Annotated in this window: 2 protein-coding genes; one reads left to right on the top strand and one right to left on the bottom strand. The window is 61.2% G+C overall.

Going from position 1 to position 1,894, the window contains the following annotated elements; genetic code table 11:
• The coding region (locus tag U8L64_RS01055; protein WP_333392870.1) for an NAD(P)/FAD-dependent oxidoreductase at positions 1-945 on the bottom strand (945 nt) is incomplete at its 3' end.
• A 328-nt stretch (positions 946-1,273) separates the two neighbouring features.
• Between U8L64_RS01055 and U8L64_RS01060 the strand changes: the two genes are divergently transcribed.
• Positions 1,274-1,894 (top strand): electron transfer flavoprotein subunit beta/FixA family protein (locus U8L64_RS01060; RefSeq protein WP_333392872.1); only part of this gene is annotated, 621 nt, incomplete at its 3' end.

The raw sequence follows: 1,894 nt of genomic DNA on the forward strand, positions 1-1,894 counted from the left end.
CGGCAGGCAGTTCAGGCCGCCCTTGGCAATGGCGCGGGCGCCGTAGGACACGCGCTTGCCGCCGTCCAGGTACTGCTTGATCACCGGATGATGCTTGTAGCGCTGGAATTCGTCGAACGGCGACAGGTGCGGGTTGCTGTAGGACAGATCGACGATCAGGCCGACGACCACCTGGTTGTTTTCCAGGTGATAGAGGAAGGAGCCGCCGGAGTTCTCATCGTCCAGTGGCCAGCCGGCGGTGTGTACGACCAGACCCTGCTCGTGCTTGGCCGGGTCGATGTCCCACAGCTCCTTGATGCCGATGCCGTAATGCTGCGGATCGACGTTGGCGTTGAGCTGGAAGCGGTTGATCAGTTGCTTGCCGATATGGCCGCGGCAGCCCTCGGCGAATAGCGTGTACTTGGCGCGCAGTTCCATCCCGGGCGTGTACATGCCGTCCTTCGGATTGCCTTCGCGGTCGACGCCCAGATCACCGGTGACGATCCCGCGTACCACGCCTTGCTCGTCGATCAGCGCTTCCTGGGCGGCGAAGCCCGGGTAGATCTCGACACCCAGGTTCTCGGCCTGCTGGGCCAGCCAGCGGCACAGGTTGCCGAGGGAGATGATGTAGTTGCCCTCGTTGTGCATGGTCTTGGGAACCAGTGCGTTGGGCAGCTTGCTGGCGGCTTCGGCGTTCTTGAGCAGGTAGATGTCGTCGCGCTTGACCGGAGTGTTCAGCGGGGCGCCAAGTTCTTTCCAATCGGGGAACAGTTCATCCAGCGCACGCGGCTCGAAGACTGCGCCGGAGAGGATGTGGGCGCCTACTTCGGAGCCCTTTTCGACGACGCATACACTGATTTCCTGACCAGCGTCGGCGGCTTTCTGCTTCAGGCGGCAGGCTGCGGATAGGCCTGCAGGGCCGGCGCCGACGATGACAACGTCGAATTCCATGTATTCGCGTTCCATTGGGCTTTCTCCTAGTCAAGGCTTGTTTGTTATGTGAGTGGCAAAGCCGCAATCGTTCCCTGATCGAACCGGCCGGCGCATTATATATAGACGCTCGAACCGGTCCAATACAAACGTTTGTTTGAATTTTTCCGAAGCCTGTTAGAATCGCCTGTACCGCAAGGTTATGACGGGGCATATGCGTTGTTGACCCCATCTGCGGCCTGCGGTCAAGATACGAACGGTTTGCGCTCGCCGCACAGGCAGATGACTGACGATCCCAGAGCCTTCGCGCCGGGTTCGGTTCGCCTCGGCGAAATTCTATTCACCGGAGAGTAACGAGGAATCCATGAAGGTTCTTGTAGCTGTCAAACGAGTGGTCGACTACAACGTCAAGGTTCGCGTCAAGGCGGACAACTCCGGCGTCGACCTCGCCAACGTCAAGATGTCGATGAACCCCTTCTGCGAAATCGCTGTGGAAGAAGCCGTGCGCCTGAAAGAAAAGGGCGTGGCGAGCGAGATCGTTGTCGTCTCCATCGGTTCGGCCGCTGCTCAGGAGCAGCTGCGCACCGCACTGGCACTGGGCGCCGACCGCGCCGTGCTGGTCGAGTCTAACGACGAACTGAGCTCCCTGGCGGTTGCCAAGCTGCTCAAGGCGGTGGTCGACAAAGAGCAGCCGCAGCTGGTGATCCTCGGCAAGCAGGCCATCGACAGCGACAACAACCAGACCGGCCAGATGCTGGCCGCGCTGACCGGCTATGCCCAGGGCACCTTCGCCTCCAAGGTGGAAGTGGCTGGCGACAAGGTCAACGTCACCCGCGAAATCGACGGCGGTCTGCAGACCGTCGCGCTGAGCCTGCCGGCGATCGTCACCACCGACCTGCGTCTGAACGAGCCGCGCTACGCGTCGCTGCCGAACATCATGAAGGCCAAGAAGAAGCCGCTGGAAACCCTGACCCCGGACGCGCTG

The organism is Pseudomonas sp. FIP_A4, from assembly GCF_036701605.1.
Lineage (GTDB): Bacteria > Pseudomonadota > Gammaproteobacteria > Pseudomonadales > Pseudomonadaceae > Stutzerimonas > Stutzerimonas phenolilytica.